Raw genomic sequence first — 23511 nt, 5'->3', positions numbered from 1 at the left:
GGATGAAATTACGATATTATATGCGGGGGCTCGGCATTGGCATTTTTGTGACAGCGATCCTTATGGCACTGACAATACATGGCAAAACAGAGCGTCTGACAGATGAACAGATCATAGAACGCGCCGAAGCACTTGGCATGGAAATGAAATACAGCAGTGATGTGCTGGCAGATACAGTGTCAGAGAATGCTGCGGAAGATACAAAATCGACTGAGCTGTCCGATCAGGTGAAGGAAGAAACTTCTCTGGCAAATCAACTGGCAGCAGAAGAAAAAACAGAAAATCCACTGCTCGACAGGGAAGTGGGAAATACAGATGCTGCTGAAGCAGGAATGACAGACAGCCTGCAGCAGGACATTTATCATGAAGATCCGGATGCGGCAGAACGTACGGAAACAAAGACCGGGCAGACAGACGGCAGTGCAGATGCGGACAGTACGGCGGAAAGCACAGCAGATGAAAGTTCGGCGGATGAACAGGACGAAAGCGCTGCAGGTGATACAGAACAGACAGACGCAGCGGGCAGCAGTATAGCAGACACAGATACACAAGCTGCAGGCAGCAAGCAGATCACAGTCAGCAGCGGCGACGGCTCCGATACGGTAGCCAGAAAGCTGTATGAGGCAGGACTGGTCAGCGATGCAGCCGCCTATGACAAATATCTCTGCCAAAATGGTTATGATAAGAAGATCTGCACGGGTGTCAAGACAATTCCGGCAGGTTCCGGCGAGGCGGAGATCGCAAAGATTCTGACAACGAGGTAGAATTCACAATTTCACAAAATACGAAAAATCCCTTGCAGTAAGGGATTTTTTATGTTAAACTCTATTCGTTGTGACTAGAAAACACGTATGCAGATTTTCAGTTGGTTTTCTGGGTAATAAATGCATTTTATTACTTTGTGCAGCGCACATCCCGTATAACGCCCGGGAAGAATGACTGTAAAAGAAGAAGCATGCGGAAGCAAAAAAACCAAATGGAGGTAAAGACATGAGCGTTATTTCAATGAAACAGTTATTAGAAGCAGGTGTTCATTTCGGACATCAGACAAGAAGATGGAACCCTAAGATGGCTCCATACATCTACACAGAGAGAAATGGTATCCACATTATCGATCTGCAGACATCTGTAGGTAAAGTAGACGAAGCTTATCAGGCAGTATCTGAAATCGCTGCAGCAGGTGGTACAATCCTTTTCGTTGGTACAAAGAAGCAGGCACAGGAAGCTGTTAAGACAGAAGCTGAGCGTTGCGGTATGTACTATGTAAATGAGAGATGGTTAGGCGGTATGCTGACAAACTTCAAGACAATCCAGACACGTATCGCTACATTAAAGAAATATGAAGCTATGGAAGAAGACGGTACATTTGATGTTCTTCCTAAAAAAGAAGTAATCCAGATCAAGAAAGAAATGGAAAAACTCGAGAAGAACTTAGGCGGTATCAAAGAGATGGAACATATTCCGGATGCAATCTTTGTTGTTGACCCTAAGAAGGAAAGAATCTGCGTACAGGAAGCACAGGCTCTTGGAATCACTCTGATCGGTATCGCTGATACAAACTGTGATCCTGAAGAACTTGATTTCGTTATCCCGGGTAACGATGACGCTATCCGTGCTGTAAAACTGATCGTTTCCAAGATGGCAGATGCTGTTATCGAAGCAAATCAGGGTTCAGCTGAGGAAGTTGCTCAGGCAGAAGCTGAAGAATCCGCAGAGGCAGATGCTGAATAATCAGTATCCGAAAGTAAGATTACGACTAACATAATATAAATGGAGGACACGAAAATGGCTATCACAGCAGCTATGGTAAAAGAGTTAAGAGAAATGACTGGTGCAGGCATGATGGACTGTAAGAAAGCTCTTGCAGAAACTGATGGAGATATGGATGCAGCAGTTGAAGTATTAAGAAAAAGCGGCGCAGCTAAGGCTGAGAAGAAAGCCAGCCGTATCGCAGCAGAGGGTATTACACGTACAGCAGCAAACGGTAATACAGCAGTTGTTGTAGAAGTAAACTCAGAAACAGACTTCGTTGCAAAGAACGCAGTATTCCAGGAATTTGTACAGTCTATCGCTGATCAGGCACTTGCTTCATCTTTAAACGGTGGCAAGGACGGCGAAGATGTAGAAGCACTTCTTGGTGAGAACGGACTGAAAGATGCTTTAGTTGAAAAGACAGCAACAATTGGTGAAAAATTATCCTTCAGACGTTTTGAGAAGGTAACAGGAGATGTTGTAACATCTTACCTTCACGGCGGCGGAAGAATCGGTGTATTAGTTGCCGGTACTGGCGCATCTGATGATGCAGCTAAGGAAGCACTTACAAATATCGCAATGCAGATCGCAGCTATGAACCCACAGTATATCAGCAGAGCTGATATGGCTGATGAAGAAGTCGCAAAGCTTCGTGAGATCACAGTTGACAGCGCATTAAATGATCCTGCATCTCTGCCAAAACCGATCTTAAACAAACTGATCGAAAAAGCAGTTGCTGGTGTATGGTCAGCAGAAGATGTAGCTATCTACGAAGAAAAGAAATCTAATATGCAGTATTTATTCAACTTCCTTTCAAAGGAAGCTGCTGCACAGCTTGCTGAGATCGCTATGGCTGATAAAGAAACAATCGTAGCTGATAAGATCTTCAACGGTCTTGTAGAAGGTCGTGTATCTAAGCAGCTGAAAGAGATCTGCCTGCTTGATCAGACATATGTAAAAGCAGAAGATGGAAAACAGTCTGTAGCAAAATATCTTGCTTCTGTAAACAAAGATCTTGCAATCAAGAAATTTGTTCGTTTTGAAGTTGGCGAAGGTATGGAAAAGAAAAATGAAGACTTCGCTGCAGAAGTAGCTGCACAGATGGCTAATGCTTAATTTACAGGTAAATCAAGTATTAGACTACAAATCATAATAAAGTTAATAAAACTCACAACACAACACAAATCCCCGGGATCATTTCTGATCCCGGGGTATTTTATTTTGTATTTAGATTCGAACTTAAAAGCTTCAAACGTAAGAATTCTTTTTCGGTAAACCCCACAAATTCAATCTATGCCGTTTATTACTTCTGAGAGACGTTCCATTGCTTTTGGAAGTTGCGTCAGTGGTATTGCACTAAAGCCAAGTAAAAATTGATTTTGAGGGTAGAGAGCCTTATTGCTCCAAAAAGGAGCTGTAGGGTATATCTGTATTCTGTTCCGTGTAAAATATTCTATCAGTTCATCCTGTTTTCTCTTTGTTTGTATGGAGAGGACAAAGTGCAAACCAGCATCCTCGCCGAGCAGGACAGCTTTTCCGGATAAATTTTCTTTGACATAATTTCTGATGTAATCATGCTTTTTTCTGTAATGTGTTCTCATGGCATTGATATGACGCTGATATTCTCCGCTTTCTATGTATTCGGCAAGCGTTAATTGAAGAAGCGCAGGAACTGTACAGTTTGCATATAAATATTTTTCTCGATAGGAAGGCAGCAGGTGTGTTGGAAGTACCATATATGCCATCCTTAAGTCGGGGGAAAGTGATTTTGAAAAAGTTCCGAGATAGATGGTGCGCTCACTGGAATCAATGGACTGCAGGGAGGGTATGGGGCGGTTGTGGTAACGCAGTTCACTGTCATAGTCATCTTCTATGATGTATCCGTCATTTTTCTTTACCCATTCCAAAAGCTGTAACCGTTTTGATATAGGCAGTACGCTCCCTAATGGGAATTGGTGGGACGGTGTGACGCACAGCAGCGTATGAAAAAGATTTTGAATTCCATCAATGGAAATTCCATCATTTTCTACGGGGACAGGTGTGATATGGAAATCATGATGTTCCATGACCTGTCTTGTTCCACTGTAGCCAGGATCTTCCATAGCGAAGCCCCAGTCTGTACGGTGAAACAGGCTTGCTATCATATTCATGGACTGTTGATGACCGCTTGTAAATATGATTTGCTCAGCAGAACATTTGACGCCCCGTGACAGATACAGATAGCCACTGAGGATATGACGCAGATTAGAAAATCCCTGTGGTTCCTCATAGGCTATGCTGTCTTTTGAGGCGAGTGTGTCGTAAGCATTTAGCATACATTTTCGCCATGTTTTGGAACTGTAGCAATTGTAATCCAGATCGCCGTAGACAAATGTATAGTCGTATGACTTTGCCGTTTGTTTTGACATGACCGGAAAAGTAGCAGGTTTCGGGAAATCAATTTTAAAAGAGGTAAGGTTTTCCACATAATACCCGGAACCAGTGACGGGCCTTATATACCCTTCCACTTCCAATTGGCGGTACGCATTGATGACCGTATTTCTGCTTAAATGATATTCGGCGGCAAGTTCACGGGTAGCAGGCAGCCGTTGTCCGGCAGCCATATTCCCGGAAAAAATTTGTTGTTTTAACTGTTCGTATAACTGTCCATAAAGAGAAACTCCGGATTTTTTGTCAATTGTAAGCATCTCATCCGTCCCTCCATATCTGCTTTGAAAATTGGTTCTATATAATTTTATGAAATTGGAACTTTAAGAAGAACCAATCTGATGATAGTATAAAAAATATTGTAGAAAAACGCAAGGAAAAGCAGATGAAAACAAGGTGGATTTAGATATGCTGGAGAATATGCAGATAAAACAATATTTACAACGGATTGAGTACAGCCAGCCCGTTTTCCCGAATTTAGATACTTTATCCGGGTTGCAGTGGGCGCATATCACCCATATTCCCTATGAAAATCTTGCTATATTGGCGGGTATACCGCTGTCTTTGAAAGTGGAAGATTTATTCCAGAAGATTGTGGCAGAAGAGCGAGGTGGATATTGTTTCGAACTTCAAGGTTTGTATGGAGAGCTTCTTAAAAGCATCGGATTTCAGGTTACACAATATTCCGCAAGGTTTATGGATGAGCCGGGAATTGTGCAGATGAGAAGACACAGGGTTTTGATTGTTCAAATGGGAAATGAGCGTTACCTTACCGACGTAGGAGTACGGAGCGAATCCCCAAGGATTCCGTTGAAATTGAGATGTGATGAATTGCAGTCGGATGGCGTTTGCCAATACAGATTTGGGCGGGATCCTTTTTATGGGTGGGTGCTCTGGCAGAAAGAACGGGGAAAGGCATGGAAAGCCATGTATGGATTTACGGAGGAGCCACAGATAGATGATGATTTTGTCATGCCCTCTTTCTATTGTGAAAAACATCCCGATTCCACGTTTAATAAATTTATGAAAATATCTATTTTCAGCGGGGAAAGCAATTTCACTTTAGTAGACGGCGTATTTCGGGAATACCGGAATGCAAAGGTACAGTTGAGAAAAAAACTCACCAGTAAATTGGAAACTAGTAATATTTTAAAAACATATTTTGGGTTAGATGGATATTCTCATAATCTGAAAGAGAAAAAGGACGAAAACGGGAAAGAAGTACCGCAGAAAGGGGCAGTGTAACGAAGATGCAGATAAAAACGAATGTGCTGGACAGGCAGTTTCAAATGTACCAACGGGAATATGAGGAGGCTGCGCTATGTGTACTCCGTTCCGGCTGGTATGTGCTTGGAAAAGAAGTGGAGCAGTTTGAACGGGAATTTGCTGCGTATATAGGCAGAAAATATTGTGTAGGACTAAATTCAGGATTGGATGCACTGATCATGTCTGTGCGGGCATTGGGGATTGGTGCAGGAGACGAAGTTATTGTACAGGCCAACACTTATATTGCGACCGTAATCGGAATCACGGAGAACGGTGCAACACCTGTGTTTGTGGAGCCGGATGAGTATTTTAATATGGACGCACAGAGGATAGAGGCGGCTGTGACCGACAGGACAAAGGCAATTCTGGTAACACATCTGTACGGGCAGGCCAGCAATATGGGAAAAATTATGGCAGTTGCACAAAAACACGGTATAGCCGTGATTGAGGACTGCGCACAGTCTCATGGGGCATGCTTTGACGGAAAAATGACAGGAACTTTTGGCATATCCGGATGCTTCAGTTTCTATCCGACAAAAAACCTTGGTGCTTTCGGGGATGCAGGTGCAGTTGTAACGGATGATGAAGCGTTTGCGGATATGGTTCGGATGATGCGCAATTACGGAAGCCGTGTCCGGTATTACCACGAGATAGAAGGTCTTAACTCCCGGCTGGATGAGTTACAGGCTTCTTTGCTGCGGGTAAAACTTTCGCATCTGGATGAGTTGAACAAAGAACGAAAAGCATTGGCGGACTGCTATAACAGTGGTATCAATAACAGCAAGATTCTAAAGCCACAGGTACAAAAAGGTGCGGACAGCATTTATCATCAGTATGTGATACGATGCCGTGAAAGAGATGCGCTTTTAAAGTATCTTGCAAAGAACGACATTCAGACACTGATACACTATCCGGTTCCGCCACACTTGGCGCAGTGCTATCGGTATCTTGGCGCAAAAAAAGGTGATTATCCTATTGCGGAGCAATATGCGGATGAGGTATTGAGCCTGCCAATCTACACAGGAATGACTGCGGAAGAACAGGCGTATGTAATTGAAAAAATAAATGCGTTTTAAATGAAATGTTTTGGAACAAGGAATATGATTCGAAAGGAGGATTTGCTCATGCAGCACAGAATGAAAACGCACCAATTAACGGACGGGGAAATGGAGCATTTATTATTGAATTGCCTGACAGGTACTCTGGCAACTGTCAATCCGGATGGAACACCCTACAACGTGCCAGTGCATTATGTTTTTTGCGATAATCTCATTTATATTCATGGACTGCCTGCCGGACAGAAAATTGAAAATATACAAAGAAACCATAATATTTGCTTTAATGTTTATGAAATGCAGGGATTGCTGATTGACAAGGAAGAAAAACCATGTGATACCAATACTGCTTATGCAAGTGTTATAATTCGGGGGACAGCACAGCTTGTTGAGGATATGGATGAAAAGAAAGTTGCATTATCGGCAATTATTCAGAAGTATACACCTCATTTAAGTGGGAAAGAAATCCCATTCAATATGTTAAAAGGAACTGCAGTCATGAAACTTTCTGTTTGTGAAAAGACCGGAAAATATTATGTTTAAAAGAAAAGATGGAGAAGTACGTGAAAAAAACTGTGTTTATCGGGTGCCTTCTGGCGACATCACAGGAAATTTTATGGATGAAAATGTAATTTTTAAAATAATTTACAACACAACACAAATCCCCGGGATCATTTCTGATCCCGGGGTATTCTTTTTGTAGTGAGGAAGGAAACCAAGCATATGCGAAGCATGTATTTGGTTTCTCCCGAACGTACAACGAGAAAATCATGGAGCGCGAAGCGCGGGTGCTGCGATAGCAGCAGGATTTTCGAGTACATAGGTGCTTACAAAAGCTGTGCCAGTGTGACACCATCCAGATAGTCATTGATGATCGCATCCAGCTTCTGCCAGACAGGATGTGTGGGACAGGTGGCAATATTGGCACATGGGCCGGTAGATAAGGAAGTGCAGGATACAGAAGTCAGGTCGCCTTCCGTCAGGCGAAGAATTTCTCCTAACGTATAGTCCGCTGCAGGCTTTGTCAGACGATAACCGCCGCCTTTTCCTTTCACGCCCTCCAGCAGGTCGTGTTCTACCAGGATCTTTAAAATCCCTTCCATATATTTCTTGGAAATGTGCTGCCGTTCGGCAATTTCTTTCAGTGGCACATATCCTTCGTTTTCATGATGAGCAAGATCAATCAGCACATAGAGTGCATATCGTCCCCGGGTTGAGATCAGCATATGAAATCCGTCCTTTTTCCGTCTTTAGAGTAAAATACTATTGCTACAACCTCATTATAACATAAACTATAACCTGCTGCGCAGGTTATTTGGAACTTGCAGTGCATTTGCTACGCAGGTTGATTAGAAGAATATAGGTGGGCTATAACCTGCTACGCAGGTTATTTGGTCCCATATTTGCCTTGCGGACTATATGAGAAGTGTAGGAAGTCTATAACCTGCTATCGCAGGTTATTTAGCAGTGCATTTGCTATGGAAATGCACTGCAAGAGTTGACAAAACCTTAGTAACATACTATAGTTTAATTGCCTACCAAACAGGTGGGTTGAATAAAATGAAAGGTGTGGATCAGAAAATGGCAGACAAACTTTTGCAGGTAAACGGTATATCAGTTCGTGTAGAGGATAAGGAAATTCTGCATGATATAAATTTAGAAATCGGAAAAGGAGAAACCCATGTTTTAATGGGACCTAACGGTGCAGGAAAATCAACACTTGGTTATGCGCTGATGGGCAATCCGAAATATGATGTAACGAAAGGGGATATCCTGTTTCATGGAAATCGGATCAATGAGGACGGGGCAGACAAGAGAGCCAAGGACGGTATCTTTTTATCCTTCCAGAATCCTTTGGAGGTTCCGGGACTTTCTTTAAGCTCCTTTATCAGAAACGCAGTGGAAAAGAGACGTGGCAGCAGAATCCGTCTTTGGGATTTTAAGAAGGAGCTGCAGAAGGAAATGGAGCTGCTGCAGATGGATCCATCTTATGCAGAACGTGATCTGAATGTAGGATTTTCCGGCGGTGAAAAAAAGAAAACAGAGATTTTGCAGATGCTGATGCTCAGACCGGAGCTGGCAATTCTGGATGAGACGGATTCCGGACTTGATGTGGATGCAGTGCGTACTGTTTCAAAAGGTGTGGAGGAATACCAGAAGACAAGAGATGGAGCACTTCTGATCATCACGCACAGCACAAGGATTTTGGAGTCGTTACATGTGGATTATACGCATGTTCTGGTAGACGGACATATTGTAAAGACGGGAGATGCTTCCCTGATTGACGAGATCAATGAGCACGGATTTGAAAAATATCTGGATCTTTTAAAACAGGAATCAGAGACAGGGAGGTAAGTCAGATGAAAGAAAAAACCTATGTCGATGATGTGGACAGAAGCATTTACGATATCCGCAATGAAGAAAAAGACGTATATCGTGTGCAGGAAGGTCTGGATGCTTCCATTGTAGAAAAAATCTCAAAGGAAAAGAACGATCCTGCCTGGATGACGTTGTTCCGTCTGCAGTCATTGCAGATTTATAATGAACTGAAAGTGCCTGACTGGGGACCTTCCATTGACGGACTGGACATGAGCCATATTGCAACCTATGTACGTCCGAATACGAAAATGAGTGCAAAATGGTCTGAAGTACCGGAGGATATCAAGGATACGTTTGAAAAACTGGGCATTCCGCAGGCAGAAAGAAAATCGCTGGCAGGTGTCGGTGCGCAGTATGATTCCGAGCTTGTTTATCATAATGTCAGAGAAGAAGTGGCAGCGCAGGGCGTTGTGTATACGGATATGGAAAGTGCCTTAAAAGGCGAATATGCAGATATGGTCAGAAAATATTTTATGAAGCTTGTAAGACCGAGTGATCATAAATTTGCAGCTCTGCACGGGGCAGTCTGGTCAGGTGGATCCTTTGTCTATGTACCACCGGGTGTTTCCGTGGAAATCCCGTTGCAGTCTTATTTCCGTCTGAATGCACCGGGCGCAGGACAGTTTGAACATACGCTGATCATTGTAGATGAGGGCGCAGATCTGCACTTTATTGAAGGCTGCTCTGCTCCTAAATATAATGTGGCGAACCTGCATGCGGGCTGTGTGGAGCTTTTTGTAAAGAAAAACGCCAGACTGCGTTATTCTACGATTGAAAACTGGTCTAAAAATATGTATAACCTGAATACCAAACGCGCCATGGTGGAAGAAGGCGGCGTGATGGAATGGGTTTCCGGTTCATTTGGATCCCATGTTTCTTACTTATATCCGATGACGATCCTGAAAGGGGATCATTCCCGGATGGAATTTACGGGAATCACCTTTGCCGGAAAAGGACAGAATCTGGACACGGGAGCAAAGGTTGTGCACATCGGGAAAGATACTTCTTCCTTTATCGGTACAAGATCCATTTCCAAAGATGGCGGTGTCAGCACATTCAGAAGCAGTGTGCAGGTAGAAAAGTCTGCAAAGAATACAAAATCGGCTGTTTCCTGCCAGTCCCTGATGCTGGATGACAAGTCAAGATCCGATACGATCCCGGCGATGGATATTCGGACAGCAGATGCGGATATCGGACATGAGGCAAAGATCGGACGGATCAGTGATGAAGCTGTCTTTTATCTGATGTCGAGAGGGCTTTCGGAAGAAGATGCGAGAGCAATGATCGTCAGCGGCTTTGCAGATAATGTATCAAAGGAACTGCCACTTGAGTATGCGGTGGAAATGAATAACCTGATACAGCTCGAAATGAAAGGCAGCATAGGCTAAATAGGAAATGGGCATTGTAGGAGGAACGAAATGGAACAAAAAATAGATATGATCGTAAACAGACTGCCTGCAAAAACCTGGAACAGACTATCGGTCAATCAGGCAGAGATCAAGGATCTGACGGCTGATGGCTGGACGAAACCGGCTGTTACCGTCCGCTATCCAAAAGCGGAAAAGCCGGTAGTAAAAGAACTGACAGCAGAGCAGCAAGACTCTTTGTATAAAAAGATGGAAGAAATCCATACCGGAATGGGAGCAGAAGTAAGCAGGCTGAAACCGGAAGATGCAACAGATATTTGTGTGGAGACAGCAGGTCATTCTGAAGAAACAGTCCCAAATGACGTGCAGACAGTTCTTGTATTTGACTATTCATCGCAGAAAAACAGCTATCAGGATGTGAAGATCCATGCGAAAGCAGGAGAAAATGTGACTGTCTGGACAGTGGTAAGATCCGAAAAGGATGCAGAAGGGAAAGCCGTGCTGCGGACACTGATGCAGGCAGAAGAAAATGCAAAGATCCGGCTTGTGCAGGTAGACCTGCTTGGAAACCGGATGGAGCTTTTCAATGATATCGGAGCTGAAAGCGGCAAACAGGCACAGATAGAAGTTGTGCAGTTGTTCCTGGGTGCAGAAAAAATCTGGGCAGGAAGTTATGCTACGCTAACCGGAGAAAAGAGCCATCTGCAGCTTGACGCCGGTTATTACAGAGAAAAACAGCAGCTTCTGGATATGAACTATGTGGCGCAGCATATCGGAAAGAAAACAGAAAGCGGCATGAATGTGGGCGGTGTGCTGCAGGATGCGTCTAAGAAAGTATTCCGCGGAACAATTGACTTTCCGCTGGGCTGCGCAGGCGCAAAGGGAGATGAAATGGAGGATGTGCTCATTTTAGGAGAGGATGCCATCAACCAGACAGTTCCGCTGATCCTATGCGCAGAGGAAGATGTAGAAGGAAACCATGGTGCTTCAATCGGAAGACCGGCGGATGAGGTACTGTTTTATCTGGCAAGCAGAGGACTTTCGGAAGAGGATGCCTGCAATCTGTTGGCAAGAGCAAAGCTGGAAGCACTCTGTAACCGGATCGGAGAACAGGAAATCGCAGAGCAGGCAGAAAACTGGCTTTTGGAGGTGACTGGCGATGAAGCGTGATTACAGGCAGGATTTTCCGCTTCTGCGGGAGAATCCGATCGTATATCTGGACAGTGCAGCAACGGCGCAGCGTCCCGATGTGGTCATAGAAGCGGAAATGGAATTTTACAAAAAATATAATGCAAATCCTTTGCGTGGTCTGTATTCGCTGGGAATAGAGGCGACGGATCGTTATGAGGAGGCGCGGGAATGCGTGGCAAACTTTATTCATGCAGCATCCGCAAAAGAGATCATCTTTACGAGAAATGCAACGGAAAGTCTGAATCTGGTTGCCTATAGCTACGGTTTATCACATCTGCGGGAAGGCGATGAGATTGTCGTCAGTATATTAGAGCATCATAGCAATCAGCTTCCGTGGCGTATGGTAGCTGAAAAAACAGGTGCGGTCGTCAAGTATCTGGAATGTGACCGGCAGGGACATATTTCGGATGTGGATCTGCAGGCAGCTTTTTCAGAAAAAACAAAGCTGGTCGCAGTCACGCAGGTATCCAATGTGCTTGGCATCAAGACACCGATCGACAAGATCGTCGCACTGGCAAAGAAAAGCGGAGCTGTTGTCGTACTGGATGCAGCACAGTCTACGCCGCATATGGAAGTGGATGTGCAAAAGCTGGATGTGGATTTTTTGGCATTTTCCGGGCATAAACTGATGGCACCTATGGGAATCGGCGTATTATATGGCAGGAAGGAACTGCTTTCTGAAATGCCGCCTTTTTTGACCGGTGGAGAAATGATCCAGACGGTGACAAGAGATAAGGTGGTTTATGCCGAACTGCCGCATAAATTTGAAGCAGGTACTGTCAATGGTGCAGGGGCATGGGCACTTGCAGCAGCGATCCGGTATTTACAGGAAGTCGGTTATGAGCATATACAGAAGCAGGAGCTTTTGCTGACGACGCAGTTGATGGAAGGACTCACGAAGCTGCCCTATGTACAGATTCAGGGATCGCCGGATCCGAAGGAACACTGCGGGATTGTCAGCTTTACCATAGATGGCGTGCATCCGCATGATGTCAGCAGCATTTTGGATGCGGATGGCATTGCAGTCCGTGCTGGACATCACTGTGCACAGCCTCTGATGCAGCAGATTGACGTTATGTCAACCACTCGCGCCAGTATGTATTTTTATAATACGGAAGAAGACATAGAAAAGCTGCTTACAAGTGTGCAGACGATCAGAAGGAGAATGGGCTATGGAGAATAACAGAAGCTTTTACAATGAAATATTAACAGATCACAACCTGCATCCCATGCACAAGCATGCACTGGCAGATGCCAATATGCAGCTGGAAGGTGTGAATCCAAGTTGTGGCGATGACATCATTTTAAATCTCAAGGTGGAGGACGGAAAGATCGTAGACGGTTCCTTTACCGGTGATGGCTGTGCGATTTCGCAGGCTTCCGCTGATATTATGCTGGATCTGATCATCGGCAGAGAGGTGGAGGAAGCGGAAAAATTAAAGGAAAGTTTTCTGCATATGATTAAGGGAGAAGCCACAGACGAGGAAATGGAGCTTTTGGAAGAAGCTGGTGCACTTGCCGATATTTCCCATATGCCTGCCCGTGTCAAATGTGCGGTACTTGGCTGGCATACACTGGAGAATATGCTGGAAGGCAAGACAGAAGCGTAAAAAGTCTGCACATATTTGCTTTTCATAGTATGCATATGATATGCTGTAACAGGAAGATAGGACACACGGTTATAGCGCTGCGGTATATAGATGTGAAATGCCGTTATGGCATAGAAAAGTTGACAGCGGCTAACTATGGAGGATATATGTGGAATAAAACAAAGTCTCTGTATGATACGGATGCGGCATATTGGTATTCGCAATACCTAAAAATAATGAAGTTAGATACGTACAAATAATGGTATGATACGGATGCGGCATATTGGTATTCGCAATATGAAGAGCAGTTTCTTTTTGAAAAGGGAAAGCTGGAGAGCCAGCTTGCGGCAGCACGTAAAAGAAAAGGGGACGATATCTTTGAACTTAGGATGTATGGTGGTATTTTAGCGGCACTTGTATTACTGGTGCCGCTGGAAGCCGTTTTTATGCTGGCAGGCGGTCTGGCACTTTCAATCGTAGCAACTATCGGTCTGTTTATACTGATCGCAGGGTATACGATCGTTCTGCCGGTTGTCTGCTATAAACTTGTAAAAGGATCTTTTTTATATCTGGTCTATCATAACAGGGATTTCGCAGCTTTTCTGAAAAACAAGTATCAGATCAGTAATATCAATCATGAAATACTGGCACTTCAGAAACGGCTGCAGGAATTTGAAGAATACGAAAAGAAGCTGGATGCTTGGAAAATGCAGTTAGAAGATGGCATGACCGAGCAGCAGCTTCTTTCTTATCGGCAATATTTTGAGCAGGTTGACTATGGGTTACCGATCACGATCATTGAAGGCAGTAAAGGCGGTTTGCAGTCGCTTACCAAAAAGGCCGCCTGGATTGGCGGGATCCTGCTGTGGCTTTTGCTGGTTTCGTTGGTGATAAAAGTACTGCTGTGGATCGGTGGCGGTATCACAGCTTTATTCAGTCAGTTGTAAGAGGAGACGGAAGAAATATAGCAATAGATCGGAATCGATAAATGTTATAGAAGCGGGCAGGAAACGAATAGAGGAAAATTCAAGTGGTATGTACAACCTGACAGGAAAATAGTAGAGGAAAAGTTAAATGATATGTACAACCTGCCAGGAACATAGTAGAAGGGTCGATAAAGAAATCAGGAGAAGGAATGAAAAGGATATGAAAGAAGCAAAAGCGACAAGAAACACAACGGATATGCTGACGAGGCAGGCAGTATTAGAATATGGACTGTCTTTTCCAGCTGCTTATCAGGAAGCGCCGTTTCACGATCCGAACTGGCAGCTTGTCCGGGTGAAGGGAAGCAAAAAGGCCTTTCTCTGGACGTATGAAAAAGATGGCTTTTTAAATCTGAATGTGAAAGTAAAGCCGGAATGGCGTGACTTCTGGAGAAATGCATATGCTGCGGTTATCCCCGGCTATCATTTAAATAAAGAACACTGGAATACGATCATTGTGGACGGCAGTATTCCGGCAGAAGAGATCAAACGGATGATCGCGGAAAGCTATGATCTGGTCACAGACAGCCCTACAAAGCGGATCTATGAAGCGGTCAGGCAGGTGCCTAAGGGGAAAGTTGCAACCTATGGGCAGATCGCAGAGCTGGCAGGAGATAAAAAGATGTGCAGGGCGGTTGGCAATGCACTGCATAAAAATCCCGACCCGGAACTTACCCCGTGCTATCGCATTGTAAATGCCAAAGGGGAGCTTGCAGGTGCTTTTGCATTCGGCGGAGAGAATGCACAAGCAGACCGCCTTCGCGCAGACGGGATTGAAGTTGTGGATGGCAGAGTCGATTTGGAGAAGTATGGGATCAAGGTTGTGGATGGCAGAGTCAATCTGGAGAAGTATGGGATCAGGGTTGTAGATGGCAGGATAGACTTTGAGAAGCAGAGATAAAGCCCTTAGAGAAGAGAATTTGCCAGATATGGGAATTATATTGGGGATGAGACTGCTGAGGAGATATGGAATATTGGTGAAAATGAAAAGATAATTGCAGAAATTCATCCAGTACCGGAAAAACATCAATTTTAGTATGAAGTATAAATCCTTAGTATGAAAAAATTCGTCCAAAATGAAGAAGGGAAGTAATTAAGTATGAATACTAATTTTGCTGAAAGTCTGTTATTCGTACAATATAAGAGAAAATCAGATTATAGGGCGAAAAATAACACAAGATGCTTCTCATAACAGAAAATCCTGTGCATGTAGCTAGAGAAATTCACACTTATTTCATACAAAATTGATAAAGAAAAGAAAAAAGGGCGAAAAACTGAAAAAGCGTACAAATGGGTGTCGTCCAAAATTGGAAAAAGTATTAAATGTGGGCGAACAATAAAAATAGCCACAAGGATTTCATTTCATTGGAGACAGAAATAGAAAAGGGGAGGGAATAGATGAATACAAGAGCGTATATGATTCTCATTAAGGATGAAATAAAAACATCTGAGATAAGGTCATGTATTTACAATAGAGAAATTCAGAAATGGGATATAAAATTCAATAATGGGAAAGTATACTCTTATGCATATCCTAATGTGAAAAAATTGACAGATCCTACTGTATTAAATCCGAATATGTACCACATTGGTAGAGAGGGAAGAGAGTTTTTTGATATCAGTGCAATATATGTATTTAAAAATGGATTAGAATCATATTGGCACATTTGCTTTGGGGACGGTAGTGAGAGAGATTACAGACAAGATGATTTACATATCATAGAATCATGTCTTAACCAAAGTCAGGCAGCAAATGTATTTGAATATATAAAACAAATCTCAGGTTTGTGTGCAATCAAAAATGATGATACGGGCGAAAAATTATTATCAAAACAAATTGACAAAATCTCTTTTGTGGGTAACGATGTAGCATTAGCTAAATATTTAAATCCAGCTTCAGGAAAGAATAAGAAGAGTAAGTATCATTATACTCCAATTTTTCCATTTGGTTGTAATAGTAGTCAGTATAAAGCAGTCAAAAATGCTATGGAAAATCAGATCAGTGTTATACAAGGACCTCCAGGGACAGGAAAGACACAGACTATATTAAATATCATTGCAAATATATTGTTACAGGGAAAAACAGTACAGATAGTGTCAAATAATAATTCGGCAACTGAAAATGTATATGAAAAATTATCTGCATCGAAATACAATTTAGGTTTTATTGTAGCTGCGTTAGGAAATTCTAAGAATAAAGAATGGTTTATTGAACATCAAAAGACTGATTATCCGGATTTCTCATCATGGAAAACAGATAAAAAACCAAGAGATATAAAACAGAAAATAGCGGAGCAGTCTGAGCAGTTGAAAACTGTATTTGAAAAGCAGGAAAAACTGGCATATTTAAGACAGGAACTTTCTCAGTTAGTCACAGAGCAGAAATATTTTGATCAATATGTTGATGAATCTGATGTAGATACCAGTAATATAAAATTCAGAAAAAAATTATTTTCTAAGCATTGGATGGAATTATGGCAAGAATGTCAGATGCTGGCAGAAAAGAAAAATGCAACAAGTTTTTGGGTGAAGATAAAAATATTTTTGAAATATAGATCAAGCAATTGGAATTTCTACAAACAGCCTATAGCAAAAATGATTACATCCTTTCAGGCTATGTATTATGCAGCAAGGCTGGCAGAATTATCTGAAGAAATTGCAGATATTGAAAACTATTTAAAGGGTGTTAATAAGAATTTGCTTAATGAGTTATGCGAGCAGTCAATGATTTTGTTAAAAGATCATTTGGCTAGAAAGTATGAAGGGTGCAACCAAAGAAAATTATTTAGTCTGGATGATTTGTGGAAGAATCCGTATGATGTTCTGTTTGAATATCCAGTTATACTAAGTACAACATTTTCATCCAGAAATAGTTTGAACACAGATATTGTATATGATTATCTGATCATGGATGAGGCATCACAGGTAGATGTCGCGACCGGAGCACTGGCACTTTCCTGTGCGAGAAACGCTGTTATTGTTGGTGATACAAAGCAGCTTCCGAATGTTATTAAAGATGATGTAAAAGACAGGGCAAAAGCCATTTTTGATACATTTCATATAAATGAAGGATATCAATACACAAAAAGCTTCTTACAATCTATTCTTGATATTATGCCAAATGTAACACAGGTAATGCTACGGGAGCATTATAGATGTCATCCTAAAATTATTAATTTTTGTAATCAGAAATTTTATCGTGGTGAATTGATTATTATGACAAAAGATGAGGGGGAAAAAGATGTTTTATCCGTAGTTAAAACAACCAAAGGAAATCATGAAAGAAGCCATTACAGCCAACGACAGATAGATGTTATAAAAAATGATATTATCCCTAAATACGATCTGGATCCAAAAGAAACTGGAATTATAGCCCCATATAAAAATCAGGTAGAGGCATTGAACAGGGAAATTAATGATATTGATATTGCTACAGTGCATAAATTTCAGGGAAAAGAAAAGGAAAATATTATCATATCTACTGTAGATGATGAGATATCTGATTTTACAGATGATCCATACTTGATTAATGTCGCTGTGTCAAGAGCAAAGAAAAGATTGCTTTTGGTGGTAACAGGAAATGAACAATCAAAAGAACGTAATATAACAGACTTGATAAATTATATTCAGTACAATAACTTTGATGTAGTTGAAAGCAGGATCTATTCAGTCTTTGACTATTTATACAAGCAGTATACAGAAGAAAGAATGGCATATTTGCAGAAATATAAAAAAGTATCGGAATACGATTCTGAAAATCTGGTATATACTCTGATCAGAGAAATTATATCCGATAATAAATATGCGAGTTTGGATGTGGTATGTCATTTTCCACTGAATATGCTGATTAAAGATCCTGTGTTATTGGATGATCAGGAGTGTCGTTATGCAATGAATCCAGCAACTCATTTAGATTTCCTGATATACAATAGAATTGGCAAAACACCTATATTAGCGATAGAAGTGGATGGATATGAGTATCATAAAAAAGATACTTTACAAGCAGCAAGGGATTTGTTGAAAGACCATATAATGGAACTGTATAAAATTCCATTGTTGAGACTGAAAACCAATGGGAGCGGAGAAAAAGAAAAAATCATAGCGTTGTTGAGCAAAATTTATAAGGAATGAAAGCTATTTTAACAAATGGTAAGGAGGCAGTACATGGGATTTTTTTCAAAACCGGAACAGATTATTTTAAAGGAAGCAAGTGATGCGAGAGCATATTTGGAAAGACTGGAGAAACTGTTGCCACAAACAAGTGGGGAACTGAATACAAAATTACAGAAAGAAATAGCTATTACAAAAGCCGGAATTGCAGGAGAAGATAATATTGTCTTTGAACTGAAAAACAGTGGGATAGATATGGTAGTCTTACATGATATTTATATTGAAATGGAGAATGGCTTAAGTGCACAAATAGATTTTATTGTTGTGACAGCAAAACTGATATATGTTATAGAATGTAAAAACCTATTTGGTAATATTGAAATCAATAACAGTGGAGCTTTTATCAGGACATTTGAGTATGGCGGTAAACGAGTCAAGGAAGGTATTTATTCTCCGATTACGCAAAATGAAAGACATCTTACTGTTTTGAACCAATGCAGAGTAGAAAATGCGGGAGCTTTTATGGGCTTGCTAAAACAATGGGGAACCAAAACTTTTTATAAACCACTTGTTGTTCTTGCGAATCCTAAGACTATTGTAAATGACAGATATGCGAAAAAAGAAATAAAAGAACAGGTAATACGTGCAGATCAATTAGTGGCAACGATAAAAAGAATGAATGCTGAATCCAAAGAGCCATCCTCCAGTTTGAAACAGATGCAACAGGTTGCCCAGAGGCTGTTAGATATGAATATGGAAAGTAAGAAAGACTATTTTGCAAAATTTGATCTTCTGGCACAGGAAGCATATTTGGAGAAGAAAAAGGATAAGGAACAAGAAACAGAAAAGATCAAATCAAAGCAGGAAGAACTGCGTTGCCCGAAGTGTGGAGCAGAGCTTGTTCTTAGAACCGCACAAAAGGGACCGAATGTGGGTAAACAGTTTTATGGATGCAAAGCATTTCCAAAATGTAAATACATAAGAAATATGGAAGCGTGAATCTTATATGAAAAAGGAACATAAGAAGAGTAAGAACAGGATATTTATAATAGGAACACTTTGTCTGGTGCTATTATTATTGGTATTACTGGCAATAGTGCTGACAATGGCAGTTAGCCATAAGCAACGGAATACAGACTCCACATTCGATTGGGCAGGAATAGACGAGCTGACCGTAACAAGTGAAAATCTGCAAAATGGCATATGGGATGACAGTATTGCCAATACGGATCGGGGCAGGAATCTTTCGCCGCAGCTAAGCTGGGAGAAAGCAGGAAATGCTCAGGCATACGTGATCTATATGATAGACCCGGATGGAAATAACTGGATACATCTGATCTCAGGTACTCTGACCAAAGAAGAACTGGCGCAGGGGGAGATCACATCGATCAATAAGGGGACAAGTGACATCGGTTATATCGGACCGTATCCACCTGCCGGAACTCATTCCTATGAAGTGTATGTGTTTGCATTAAAGCAGGCAAAGACAGACTATGCAGGAAAAGTCAATACAGTGTGTGATGGTATTGACAGGATTGCACAGGAACTGAATGCAGATGATGCAGGAGCGAGTGGAAATATAGCCGCCTATGGTAAATTGACCGGTACTTATACAAAATAGATACCTAAACCTGACTTTACCTTGACAGGTGGCAAAAGTCGTGATAAAAAAGAACAGGATAATCGAAATCCGGATATGCTATAAGAAGAAAGTGAGTGGAAGAACATGAATCAGTATACACAACAAAAATTTGTAGGAGAGCGTGCTTTATTTCAGAGCAGGGATTTGGAGCTTTCCTATTGTACCTTTGCAGACGGTGAATCACCGCTCAAAGAAAGTAAAAATCTAAAAATAGAAAATTGTCTGTTCCAGTGGAAATATCCACTGTGGTATTGCCGGAACGTAGAGGTAAAGCATTCTACCATGTTTGAAATGGCAAGAGCCGGTATCTGGTATACAGACCATATTTCGATGGAAGATATCACCTATCAGGCACCAAAGGGCTTCAGACGCTGCAAGGATGTCGTGCTCAAGGATATCAATTTCCCGAATGCGGCAGAGACACTCTGGAACTGCAGTCAGGTAAAGATGCAGAATGTAACCGCCAAGGGCGATTATTTTGCAATGGGAAGCTCCGATATGGAGATCGAAAACTTTACACTGGTCGGCAATTACAGCTTTGACGGCGCAAAGAATCTGACGATCCGCAATGCCAGAATGCTGTCAAAGGATGCTTTCTGGAACTGTGAGAATGTAACAGTATATGACTCCTTTATATCAGGCGAATATCTGGGCTGGAATGCCAAAAATGTCACACTGATCAACTGCACGATCGAGAGCGAGCAGGGCATGTGTTACATGGAAAATCTGAAGATGGAAAACTGTAAGCTGTTGAACACCAATCTGGCATTTGAATATGCAACCGTAGATGCACAGATCGACTCTAAGATCGATAGCGTGAAAAATCCGATCTCCGGAAAAATCCGTGCAAAACACATTGACGAGATCATTTTCGATAACCCGGATGTCAAGAAAGAAAATACAGATATTATTACCGAAGACTAACAGGTAATTTATAGTAGAAAAGAAAGACTACCAGTTACATGAAACAAGCAAGCGTAAGTAATAAAAAAGAAAACAGAGAAGAACTGATCTCCTATATACGGACGGGGCGCGAGCTTTCCAGCAGGCAGCAGATCCTGCTGGTGATCCAGCTTTCGCTCCCGGCGATCATGGCACAGCTTACTTCTGTGGCAATGCAGTATATCGATGCATCCATGGTGGGACGGCTCGGCTCGGGGGCAGCAGCGGCGATCGGTCTTGTTGCATCGACAACATGGCTTTTTGGTGGTGTCTGCCATTCTTTTTCAGTCGGATTTGCCGTACAGGCGGCGCAGTTGATCGGCGCCAATAAGCTCGAGGCGGCAAGAGATGTCCTGAAGCAGGCACTTTTTACCATTTCGTGTATTTCCGTATTTCTGGCTGTGCTGGGCATTTCTATCAGCAGCTTTCTGCCGGGCTGGCTTGGCGGAGAACCTGCCATTTTAAAGGATGCAGGGCATTATTTTCTGATCTACGTCTGTTTTCTGCCGTGTTCGGGACTGAATGTGCTCGCAGGCAGTATGCTGCAGAGCAGCGGTAATATGAAGGTGCCCGGCATTTTAAATTCACTGCTGTGTGTATTGGATGTTTTGTTTAATGCACTGTTTATTTACGGCTGCAGACTGGGCGTGGCAGGTGCAGCACTTGGCACGGGCGTATCGGAGCTGATCATTGCAAGCATCATGTTATATTTTGCCTGTGTGAAAAGTCCGATTCTGCATATCCGGAAGGAAGAAGGCTTTCATCTGTCGGCAGAATGCCAGAAAAAGGCGATCACTTTATCACTTCCTGTGACATTTGAACGATTTGTTGTCTGCCTTGCCATGATCGTGACGACAGGGATCGTGGCTCCGCTCGGTTCGATCGCACTGGCGGCAAACTCTTTTGCGGTAACGGCGGAAAGTCTGTGTTATATGCCGGGCTATGGAATCGGTGAGGCAGCAGCAACACTGGTAGGACAGAGTACAGGCGCGGGACGCAAAAATCTGGTACATCATTTTTCAAGGATGACGGCGTGGATCGGGATCGGTGTTATGACAGTGACAGGCATACTGATGTATTTTCTGGCACCGCTCATGATGATGTCGCTTTCCCCGGATCCGGCGGTACAGGCACTTGGAACAAAGGTGCTTCGGATCGAAGTTTTTGCGGAACCGATGTATGCGGCTTCTATTGTGGCGTCAGGCGCATTGCGCGGGGCAGGGGATACGATGATCCCAAGTATTTTGAATTTTATCAGCCTTTGGCTTGTGCGGATCCCACTTTCCTGGATCCTTGCAAAGCCGTTTGGGCTGACGGGCGTATGGATCGCCATGTGTCTGGAACTGATCTGCAGAGGAATCCTCATGCTGATCCGCCTTTTGAAAAAATTGTAACAAGTGGTACGAAAGCATTATAAAAACTGCAAGCAGTGGAAAGGAAGGAAAATGGAAGCATTTCATTTTGATCAGATAACAGACAGAAGAAACACCTTCTCTTATAAATGGGATATCAAAGAGGGAGAACTCCCGATGTGGGTTGCAGATATGGATTTTGAAACAGCACCTTGCATCAAGGAAGCTTTGATCAGGCGGGCAGAGCATGGTATCTTTGGCTATTCTGTTGTTCCACAGGAGTGGAATCAGGCAATTTGCGGCTGGTGGCAGAGAAGACATCGTTTTCAAATGCAGGAGGACTGGCTGATCTTTTGTACGGGCGTGATCCCGGCAATCGATGTGGCGGTCAAGCGCATGACAAATGTAGGAGATAACGTTGTTGTGCAGACGCCGGTCTACAATATTTTCTATAACTGTGTTGAAAATCATGGCAGACATGTACTGGAAAACCGTCTCCTTTATGAGAACGGACAATACAAGATGGACTTTGCGGATCTGGAGAAAAAACTGGCACATCCGCAGACAACGCTGCTGCTTTTGTGCAATCCGCAGAATCCGGCAGGAAAGATCTGGAGCAAAGAAGAACTTGCCAGAGTCGGTGCACTTTGCAAAAAGCATCATGTACTGGTTGTAGCGGACGAGATCCACTGTGATCTGACGATGCCCGGCTATGAATATGTGCCGTTTGCTTCCGTATCGGACGACTGTAAGTATAACAGCATTACCTGTCTTGCACCGAGTAAGACCTTTAATATAGCGGGGCTGCAGTCGGCAGCAGTCATGATACCGGATGAAGCGATCCGGGAAAAGATGAACCGGGGACTGAATTCCGATGAAGTGGCAGAGCCGAATGCATTTGCCATGGCAGGCACGATCGCGGCTTTTTCAGAGGGGGATGCATGGCTTGACAGCCTGCGGAGCTACTTAAAAGAAAGCAGGGATATGGTTGCAGCCTTTCTGGCGGACAAACTGCCGCAGATACATCTGGTGGAAAATACAGCGACTTATCTGCTCTGGCTGGATTGCTCCAAGGTAACGGATGATACGGATCATCTGCAGGAATTCCTGCGGAAAGAAACAGGACTGTATCTGTCCAAGGGCAGCAGCTACCACGGAAACGGAAACCTCTTTTTGCGTATGAACATCGCATGCCCGCATGCAGCAGTGAAAGACGGGCTTACGCGTCTTGCCCATGGTATACAGCTTTTTGAAAAAACAAAATAAGGGATAAAGAAGCAGAAAAGCTTATCTGAGCAGCCATAAGGAAAAGGCTGCAAGGATAAGCTTTATTTGTGTAATAGAAAACTTCGTTCCTATTACACAAATACGCTCCGCCAATTTGTATCTATAACGCTGGATTTCAGATAAAAATTATGATAGAATAAATCGAATATGCAAAGAATGGAGTCTTGGT

The 23511-nt window shown here is 42.7% G+C and carries 22 protein-coding genes; 20 read left to right on the top strand and 2 right to left on the bottom strand.

Features of this window, described 5'->3' with window-relative positions:
* Positions 1-2: 2 nt before the first annotated feature.
* The 3 genes from KQI22_RS04430 to tsf all read left to right on the top strand — a co-directional run bounded on the left by KQI22_RS04430 (position 3) and on the right by tsf (position 2868).
* Positions 3-764 (top strand): hypothetical protein, encoded by a 762-nt coding sequence (locus KQI22_RS04430; protein WP_216550876.1) that lies wholly within the window; start codon positions 3-5, stop codon positions 762-764.
* A 226-nt stretch (positions 765-990) separates the two neighbouring features.
* Positions 991-1731 carry a 30S ribosomal protein S2 gene (gene rpsB / locus KQI22_RS04425; RefSeq protein ID WP_216550875.1) on the top strand — a complete coding sequence of 247 codons (741 nt, stop codon included), beginning with the start codon at positions 991-993 and terminating at the stop codon, positions 1729-1731.
* Positions 1732-1785: 54 nt separating this feature from the next.
* Positions 1786-2868 (top strand): translation elongation factor Ts, encoded by a 1083-nt coding sequence (gene tsf, locus KQI22_RS04420; RefSeq protein WP_216550874.1) that lies wholly within the window; start codon positions 1786-1788, stop codon positions 2866-2868.
* Positions 2869-3038: 170 nt separating this feature from the next.
* On the opposite strand, the gene pdxR is transcribed toward tsf, so the two are convergent.
* Complete coding sequence (pdxR, locus tag KQI22_RS04415) at positions 3039-4439, bottom strand: MocR-like pyridoxine biosynthesis transcription factor PdxR (protein ID WP_216550873.1); 1401 nt, start codon at positions 4437-4439, stop codon at positions 3039-3041.
* Between the two features lie 148 nt (positions 4440-4587).
* On the opposite strand from pdxR, the gene KQI22_RS04410 reads away from it, so the two are divergent.
* Genes KQI22_RS04410 through KQI22_RS04395 form a run of 4 tightly spaced genes read left to right on the top strand, consistent with a single transcriptional unit; the run spans position 4588 to position 7203 of the window.
* Positions 4588-5424: an arylamine N-acetyltransferase family protein gene (locus KQI22_RS04410; protein WP_216550872.1), complete on the top strand. Its 837-nt coding sequence runs from the start codon at positions 4588-4590 to the stop codon at positions 5422-5424.
* 5 nt (positions 5425-5429) lie between these two features.
* Positions 5430-6521 (top strand): DegT/DnrJ/EryC1/StrS family aminotransferase, encoded by a 1092-nt coding sequence (locus KQI22_RS04405; protein WP_216550871.1) that lies wholly within the window; start codon positions 5430-5432, stop codon positions 6519-6521.
* A 48-nt stretch (positions 6522-6569) separates the two neighbouring features.
* A complete protein-coding gene (locus tag KQI22_RS04400) occupies positions 6570-7043 on the top strand; it encodes a pyridoxamine 5'-phosphate oxidase family protein (protein WP_216550870.1) in 474 nt (157 codons plus the stop codon).
* Complete coding sequence (locus KQI22_RS04395; protein WP_216550869.1) at positions 7036-7203, top strand: hypothetical protein; 168 nt, start codon at positions 7036-7038, stop codon at positions 7201-7203. The genes KQI22_RS04400 and KQI22_RS04395 overlap by 8 nt, the downstream gene beginning before the upstream one ends.
* A gap of 124 nt (positions 7204-7327) precedes the next feature.
* Here KQI22_RS04395 and KQI22_RS04390 read toward each other — a convergent pair whose 3' ends face one another.
* Positions 7328-7726 carry an RrF2 family transcriptional regulator gene (locus tag KQI22_RS04390; RefSeq protein WP_216550868.1) on the bottom strand — a complete coding sequence of 133 codons (399 nt, stop codon included), beginning with the start codon at positions 7724-7726 and terminating at the stop codon, positions 7328-7330.
* A gap of 355 nt (positions 7727-8081) precedes the next feature.
* Between KQI22_RS04390 and sufC the strand changes: the two genes are divergently transcribed.
* The 13 genes from sufC to KQI22_RS04325 all read left to right on the top strand — a co-directional run bounded on the left by sufC (position 8082) and on the right by KQI22_RS04325 (position 23321).
* Positions 8082-8855: a Fe-S cluster assembly ATPase SufC gene (gene sufC, locus KQI22_RS04385; RefSeq protein ID WP_216550918.1), complete on the top strand. Its 774-nt coding sequence runs from the start codon at positions 8082-8084 to the stop codon at positions 8853-8855.
* A 5-nt stretch (positions 8856-8860) separates the two neighbouring features.
* On the top strand, positions 8861-10267 hold the full coding sequence (gene sufB, locus KQI22_RS04380; RefSeq protein WP_216550867.1) for a Fe-S cluster assembly protein SufB: 1407 nt from the start codon (positions 8861-8863) through the stop codon (positions 10265-10267).
* A 30-nt stretch (positions 10268-10297) separates the two neighbouring features.
* Positions 10298-11416: a SufB/SufD family protein gene (locus KQI22_RS04375; protein WP_216550866.1), complete on the top strand. Its 1119-nt coding sequence runs from the start codon at positions 10298-10300 to the stop codon at positions 11414-11416.
* Positions 11406-12620, top strand: a complete 1215-nt coding sequence (locus KQI22_RS04370; RefSeq protein WP_216550865.1) for an aminotransferase class V-fold PLP-dependent enzyme — start codon at positions 11406-11408, stop codon at positions 12618-12620. The genes KQI22_RS04375 and KQI22_RS04370 overlap by 11 nt, the downstream gene beginning before the upstream one ends.
* Positions 12610-13047 carry a Fe-S cluster assembly sulfur transfer protein SufU gene (gene sufU / locus KQI22_RS04365; RefSeq protein ID WP_216550864.1) on the top strand — a complete coding sequence of 146 codons (438 nt, stop codon included), beginning with the start codon at positions 12610-12612 and terminating at the stop codon, positions 13045-13047. Before KQI22_RS04370 ends, sufU begins: the two co-directional genes overlap by 11 nt.
* 368 nt (positions 13048-13415) lie before the next feature.
* Entirely contained in the window at positions 13416-13973 is a 558-nt protein-coding gene (locus KQI22_RS04360) for a hypothetical protein (RefSeq protein ID WP_216550863.1), read from the top strand.
* Positions 13974-14208: 235 nt separating this feature from the next.
* The gene (locus KQI22_RS04355; RefSeq protein WP_216550917.1) at positions 14209-14910 is read left to right on the top strand and encodes a methylated-DNA--[protein]-cysteine S-methyltransferase; all 702 of its coding nucleotides are present in this window, start codon (positions 14209-14211) and stop codon (positions 14908-14910) included.
* 497 nt (positions 14911-15407) lie between these two features.
* Positions 15408-18140, top strand: a complete 2733-nt coding sequence (locus KQI22_RS04350) for an AAA domain-containing protein (RefSeq protein WP_216550862.1) — start codon at positions 15408-15410, stop codon at positions 18138-18140.
* 33 nt (positions 18141-18173) lie between these two features.
* On the top strand, positions 18174-19118 hold the full coding sequence (locus KQI22_RS04345) for an NERD domain-containing protein (RefSeq protein ID WP_216550861.1): 945 nt from the start codon (positions 18174-18176) through the stop codon (positions 19116-19118).
* 7 nt (positions 19119-19125) lie between these two features.
* A complete protein-coding gene (locus KQI22_RS04340; protein ID WP_216550860.1) occupies positions 19126-19740 on the top strand; it encodes a YbhB/YbcL family Raf kinase inhibitor-like protein in 615 nt (204 codons plus the stop codon).
* Positions 19741-19845: 105 nt separating this feature from the next.
* Positions 19846-20685: a DUF3737 family protein gene (locus tag KQI22_RS04335; RefSeq protein WP_216550859.1), complete on the top strand. Its 840-nt coding sequence runs from the start codon at positions 19846-19848 to the stop codon at positions 20683-20685.
* Between the two features lie 38 nt (positions 20686-20723).
* Positions 20724-22097, top strand: a complete 1374-nt coding sequence (locus tag KQI22_RS04330) for an MATE family efflux transporter (RefSeq protein WP_216550858.1) — start codon at positions 20724-20726, stop codon at positions 22095-22097.
* Positions 22098-22148: 51 nt separating this feature from the next.
* Entirely contained in the window at positions 22149-23321 is a 1173-nt protein-coding gene (locus tag KQI22_RS04325; protein ID WP_216550857.1) for a MalY/PatB family protein, read from the top strand.
* Positions 23322-23511: the final 190 nt, after the last annotated feature.

Origin of the sequence: Kineothrix sp. MSJ-39 (assembly GCF_018917935.1) — a bacterium.
Lineage (GTDB): Bacteria > Bacillota > Clostridia > Lachnospirales > Lachnospiraceae > CAG-194.
Note: the sequence above shows the minus strand (reverse complement) of the source record. Positions and strands in the feature narration are given on the sequence as shown.

Bases quoted from the DNA above. Each gene is read 5' to 3' on its own strand.
- sufB (WP_216550867.1), top strand. From the start codon at position 8,861: ATGAAAGAAAAAACCTATGTCGATGATGTGGACAGAAGCATTTACGAT.
- KQI22_RS04395 (WP_216550869.1), top strand. From the start codon at position 7,036: ATGTTTAAAAGAAAAGATGGAGAAGTACGTGAAAAAAACTGTGTTTAT.
- KQI22_RS04430 (WP_216550876.1), top strand. From the start codon at position 3: ATGAAATTACGATATTATATGCGGGGGCTCGGCATTGGCATTTTTGTG.
- KQI22_RS04400 (WP_216550870.1), top strand. From the start codon at position 6,570: ATGCAGCACAGAATGAAAACGCACCAATTAACGGACGGGGAAATGGAG.
- KQI22_RS04340 (WP_216550860.1), top strand. From the start codon at position 19,126: ATGAAAAAGGAACATAAGAAGAGTAAGAACAGGATATTTATAATAGGA.
- pdxR (WP_216550873.1), bottom strand. From the start codon at position 4,439: ATGCTTACAATTGACAAAAAATCCGGAGTTTCTCTTTATGGACAGTTA.
- rpsB (WP_216550875.1), top strand. From the start codon at position 991: ATGAGCGTTATTTCAATGAAACAGTTATTAGAAGCAGGTGTTCATTTC.
- sufU (WP_216550864.1), top strand. From the start codon at position 12,610: ATGGAGAATAACAGAAGCTTTTACAATGAAATATTAACAGATCACAAC.
- KQI22_RS04375 (WP_216550866.1), top strand. From the start codon at position 10,298: ATGGAACAAAAAATAGATATGATCGTAAACAGACTGCCTGCAAAAACC.
- sufC (WP_216550918.1), top strand. From the start codon at position 8,082: ATGGCAGACAAACTTTTGCAGGTAAACGGTATATCAGTTCGTGTAGAG.
- KQI22_RS04330 (WP_216550858.1), top strand. From the start codon at position 20,724: ATGAAACAAGCAAGCGTAAGTAATAAAAAAGAAAACAGAGAAGAACTG.
- KQI22_RS04325 (WP_216550857.1), top strand. From the start codon at position 22,149: ATGGAAGCATTTCATTTTGATCAGATAACAGACAGAAGAAACACCTTC.
- KQI22_RS04350 (WP_216550862.1), top strand. From the start codon at position 15,408: ATGAATACAAGAGCGTATATGATTCTCATTAAGGATGAAATAAAAACA.
- KQI22_RS04345 (WP_216550861.1), top strand. From the start codon at position 18,174: ATGGGATTTTTTTCAAAACCGGAACAGATTATTTTAAAGGAAGCAAGT.
- KQI22_RS04410 (WP_216550872.1), top strand. From the start codon at position 4,588: ATGCTGGAGAATATGCAGATAAAACAATATTTACAACGGATTGAGTAC.
- KQI22_RS04335 (WP_216550859.1), top strand. From the start codon at position 19,846: ATGAATCAGTATACACAACAAAAATTTGTAGGAGAGCGTGCTTTATTT.
- KQI22_RS04390 (WP_216550868.1), bottom strand. From the start codon at position 7,726: ATGCTGATCTCAACCCGGGGACGATATGCACTCTATGTGCTGATTGAT.
- KQI22_RS04360 (WP_216550863.1), top strand. From the start codon at position 13,416: ATGTATGGTGGTATTTTAGCGGCACTTGTATTACTGGTGCCGCTGGAA.
- KQI22_RS04355 (WP_216550917.1), top strand. From the start codon at position 14,209: ATGCTGACGAGGCAGGCAGTATTAGAATATGGACTGTCTTTTCCAGCT.
- KQI22_RS04370 (WP_216550865.1), top strand. From the start codon at position 11,406: ATGAAGCGTGATTACAGGCAGGATTTTCCGCTTCTGCGGGAGAATCCG.
- tsf (WP_216550874.1), top strand. From the start codon at position 1,786: ATGGCTATCACAGCAGCTATGGTAAAAGAGTTAAGAGAAATGACTGGT.
- KQI22_RS04405 (WP_216550871.1), top strand. From the start codon at position 5,430: ATGCAGATAAAAACGAATGTGCTGGACAGGCAGTTTCAAATGTACCAA.